The sequence below is a fragment of the Arsenophonus nasoniae DSM 15247 genome (assembly GCF_000429565.1).
GTDB classification, from domain to species: domain Bacteria; phylum Pseudomonadota; class Gammaproteobacteria; order Enterobacterales; family Enterobacteriaceae; genus Arsenophonus; species Arsenophonus nasoniae.
The window spans coordinates 1-4,790 of record NZ_AUCC01000140.1 but is presented as its reverse complement, the minus strand read 5'-3'; the positions used below and the strand labels follow the sequence as shown (position 1 = coordinate 4,790).

Genomic DNA, 4,790 nt, shown 5'->3' with positions numbered 1-4,790 from the left:
AAAAAATTGGGGGCCGAGTCGGAGGCAGTGGCGTATGGCTTCTTTTAGGGTGTCATAAAAAAATTCAGGCGGTCTGTCATCATCATTTTCGGGTGGGAGAGAGAGCATAAAACGTTTCGGATAAACAGGCGCTGTGGCACGTGAAGTGACGGGCAGCCTGCCTGATTTAACCGGTTTACGCTTTCTGGGAGATTTATTGCGAGCCATCGAGATGAATCCCTGAAAAAAATTAACCTACTGCAGAGTATAAAACAGTACTTAACTCATTAACATCCCCGAAGCAGCACCGCTGCGCCGCTCACGCGTAGCGTGCTACGTTCATACTTAATAGCTGGACGTAATATTTTTCGTTGCTGCCAATTATCGCCTTGTAGCCGGTATGTGAGTAACTGTTTTTCGACTAATTTGCGATAAAATTCAAATTCAAGTTCTTCTAATCCAAGCAAAGCTAATTCACTTGGCAAAAGACGCAAAATATCATTACCGTGGTTTATACCACTAATTTGCTCTGGTATTTGGTCAGGTATTTTTTCCACAGAGATTATTGACTCTAACATTTGCTGCTGTTTTTGTTTAGGTTTCAACGATTGCCTTCTACCTAAAAGTTCGGCTAATTTTTCTAGTTCAGGTTGTTGTTGTAAAAAATGACTATACTGAATTAACAATTGAATATTATTAGAAGATTGCGTTAAAACGCCTTTACTAATATCCCATAATTTACCAACAGAATGATTATCTTGATTAAACGTTTCTATCAAATTTCCGGTTAATTTCAATCGTTGCTCTAATTCAGCCAATAATTGTTCTTTTTCCCGCTCTAATAACAGTTTATTAAACGTTGTCACTTCAATAATAAGGTTAAGACGCCAGCGTTGAATAAATAGCGATTGTCCAGCGGGATCATGAGATATTCTTTCCTGTAAATAATTAGCTTCTTGCACAAAAGTAGAAGCTATTTCTGTTAATTTATTAATAGTTACCGGAAGATTACTAAAAAATTTTGTGGTATCAATGGCTAAATTTTGCTGATAAAGTGCAAATTCTTCGGTTAATTTAATTGGCACCAAGGTCTCTTGCAATTGACGATATAAATTTTTTTTCCATGCTAAAAGATCATTTAATAAAATAGATTTTAAATTAGGATACTTTTCGAAAAAAATGACTAATTGAGGTGTGGCGAGTAATGTTAAAACAATTTCTTCTATTAGCTCCAACTCATTAATGGAGAGTAACATATCAATCGTTGCGATATTTAACATAGATTATTTGCTCATCATCTGCTTTCTTAATTGAGATAATTTATCTGTTAGAGTTAAAAAGCTTTGCTCAATAGTTGCTAGCCAATGATCTTCAATAAAAAAACAAGGTTGATGATGACTAAATAAAGATTTTTGTTGTTGAATTAAATGATTAAGTTGTTCAAGTTTTTCCAGCCATTTATTATCTAATTTATTTTCATCTATTTTTTCGTTTAAATAAACTGTTGATGATTTTCTACTTGCATCCAGCACTTGCAATTGATTTTTGCTATTAACTTGCGCTGAAATTAATTGAGGATAACCAATGCTATTAAGTTGAGCAGAAATTTTTCCTTTGTTTAATGTATCGTTGATTGAACTCTTATCTATGGTAATAGAAATAACTTTTATATTATGTAAAACAAGCGGGGTATGTAAAAATAATGTTATGTTTTTTTCATTAATTTGCTTGGATACAGAATAATATGGAATGCGATTGAATAGACGATTTTCTTTCTTTAATTTAAAAGCGGTTTTATTGTTATTAATTTGGATTGATTGCTGCCAATCATTATGAAGATCATCTATTTTCTTATTGATAGCTTGTTGTTGCCAACCTTCTTCTATTAATAACGTAGTAATTAATTGTGTCAATAGCTGTAGGGATTGTAGATCATGCCAAAGGCAATCTTTAAATAAAATAATATCTAAAGGTGATATGGCATCACGCCCATTAAAGAAAGCACTAGCTTGGAGTAAGTGAATCGCTTTTTTCCATCGACGATCAGAAATATAAGGTGATGGAACTAAATTATCAATTTGTTGCCTTAATTGATAAATTATTTCAAAGCAATCATCAGGTAGTTTTATTTGGCAAATTTTTACTTGCCATTCTTCATATTCTTCATTACTTATTTGTAGTTGCTTGGGAACAATATTTTCATTTTCTTCTTTTTTACTATTTAATAATGCCCTAAAATTCTGTTTTTTCTGAACCTTATTTAGCCACAAACGAATAAGCATACGATCATATAAAGCTTCAAGACTACTATCTGATTCTGGTAGCTCATTGGAAGCAGTCACAAGTAAGCGCATGGGAATATTTTCTTCGTGAAAGCCATTTCTAAACTTTTTTTCGTTAATTGCCGTTAATAGCGTATTTAATATAGCGGGGCCGGCTTTCCAAATCTCGTCAAGGAAAATAATTTCGGCATCAGGTAAATAGCCTGCCGTTAAACGTTGATAACGTCCTTCTTCTTTTAATGCTTGAATGGAAAGTGGACCGAAAATTTCTTCTGGTGTTGAAAAACGAGTCATTAGATATTCAAACGAATTAACTGTTTTAAAGGCTTATTTTATCCGCCTAGCTATCATACTTTTAGCAATACCAGGTGGACCTAGTAGAAAAACACTTTCTCCGGATAATGCGGCTAATAAACAAAGGCGAATAGTATGTTGCCGTTCATATAGACCAGCTTCTAGATAGTTACTTAATTGAGCAATGCGTTCAGCTAATTGCATATACTCTTCTCCTGTTAAAAAGAATTATTGCAAATTAATTTATTGAATTTTAGTAAATGCAATAAAAAAAAATAAACCTAATTTATTTTAGGTTTGTTCTATTTACATGAAATGTTTACTGTTGGGGATCTTTTTTATTAATTAAATTTTGTCCGTCTTCTTGCTGTAACAGAAGGAAAATAAATGAAGAACACAGCGTAATCATACCTATAGTAATAAATGTATAATGAAAATTATCAATATGATCACCATAAGGTAGCGACTCAAAAAAGTGTAAAATTGCGGCGCTACTCGCTATACCAAAACTGATAGCAAGTTGTTGAGTTACAGCTAACATACTATTACCAGAACTGGCATTGTTTTCAGTTAAATCTGCTAGAGTAAGCGTATTCATAGCTGTGAATTGAGTAGACATTGCTGCTCCCAGTAAAAATAAAGGAATTATCAAAACATAAATTGGCATATTGGGTGATTGCAATGAAAATTGAGTAATAATTAAACCAATAACAAATGTTATTGTAAAAAGTGTTTTTTTATAGCCATAGTTAGTTAATATTTTTGTCACAACAGATTTTGCCGATATAGATCCTATCGCCATTGGAGCCATCATTAAACCCGCTGTAACTGCTGGGTGTCCAAATCCTACTTGTAACATCAACGGCATTAAAAACGGAATACAGCCTGTTCCTAAACGGGTCATAATGTTACCGGCTATGCCGATAGAAAAGGTTCTTGTGCTAAACAAACTTAATGGAATAATCGAATAAGAGATTTTCCTTGCGTGTAATACATAAAGAAAAAGTAAAAAAATGCCGCCCATAATTATAATTAATGGTGCATAATTAGTTAATTTTTCGTTATTAAAAAAATCTAAACTCACCGTTAACATCACAATACCAACACCAAAAAGAATAAACCCTGTGGTATCAAAGGCGCGTTTAGGCATTTTAAAGTCAGGCATATGTTTTAGTGCATATAAAATACCTAATAAAGCAATCGGAATATTAATAATAAATATCCAATGCCAACTGGTATAAGTTACTAAAAGACCACCCAGTAAAGGTCCTAATATAGGTCCAACTAATCCTGGAATAGTAACAAAATTTAAAATAGGCAGTAATTCACTGCGTGGGTAAGCTCTCAATAATGCTAAACGTGCGACAGGCATCATCATTGCACCACCTATTCCTTGAATGATGCGAGAAAAAACCAAAAATTCTAATGATAATGACATTGCAGATAAGAAAGAGCCTAAAGAAAATAGACTAACTGCAAAGATAAAAATTTTTCTTGTACCAAAGCGATCAGCTAACCATCCACTGACAGGTATAAGGAGAGCAACGGTTAATGTATAACTTATTACAGCAGATTGCATTGCTAAAGGAGAATGATTAAGACTTTTAGCTATATCAGGCAATGCAGTATTTAAAATAGTTGCATCTAGGCTTTGCATAAAAAAAGCCATTGCGGCTATAACTGGTAGGCCAAACATATTTTGTGTTGTTTTTAACATTTAATAACCTAAAAAATAAGGTAAACCAAAACAAATCAGATTATAAAATAGATTATCTTTTATTTATTTTAGAAAATTATAGCACTAACAGATATCTAATGAGCTATTGCTTATATAACTTTGATCTAGATAATTGTTTCTAAATAATTACCACTAAAAAATTTAAAATTACAGGAAACTAAAACATAATTAAATTGTTTTTGTCGAAAAAAAGAGCAAACAGCTAAAGTTTACAAATTATTACTTGCCAGCCGCGTAAAACTCCCTATAATGCGCCCCCACTGAGTCAGTATAGAACCAATCACTTGAAGTGGATTTTAGCGACGCAGAGTAAAGAAAAGTAGAAATAACTACTTGACTTTACAGGTGAAAAGCGTAGTATACGCCACCTCGCGACTCCAGTCGCACGCTCTTTAACAATTAATCAGACAATCTGTGTGGGCACTCGCAAGACATCATCAAAAACTATTTGAAGATTAAGTCTTAAAGAGTGACAAACAGTTAATTCATATATGAAC

At 33.0% G+C, this 4,790-nt stretch carries 2 protein-coding genes and 2 pseudogenes; all 4 read right to left on the bottom strand.

The genetic code is table 11. The annotated features are described in order from the left end of the window. Nucleotides 1-207, bottom strand: a pseudogene (locus tag G468_RS0116240) (hypothetical protein); the annotation flags it as partial. A 59-nt stretch (nt 208-266) separates the two neighbouring features. Beyond that, nucleotides 267-1,259, bottom strand: coding sequence for a vWA domain-containing protein (locus G468_RS21510; RefSeq protein ID WP_051297166.1), 993 nt, complete (start codon nt 1,257-1,259; stop codon nt 267-269). Between the two features lie 3 nt (nt 1,260-1,262). Further along, nucleotides 1,263-2,759 (bottom strand): annotated as a pseudogene (ravA, locus tag G468_RS21505) (ATPase RavA). A 115-nt stretch (nt 2,760-2,874) separates the two neighbouring features. Then, nucleotides 2,875-4,272 carry a multidrug transporter subunit MdtD gene (gene mdtD, locus G468_RS0116225; RefSeq protein WP_026823942.1) on the bottom strand — a complete coding sequence of 466 codons (1,398 nt, stop codon included), beginning with the start codon at nt 4,270-4,272 and terminating at the stop codon, nt 2,875-2,877. Between the last annotated feature and the right edge of the window lie 518 nt (nt 4,273-4,790).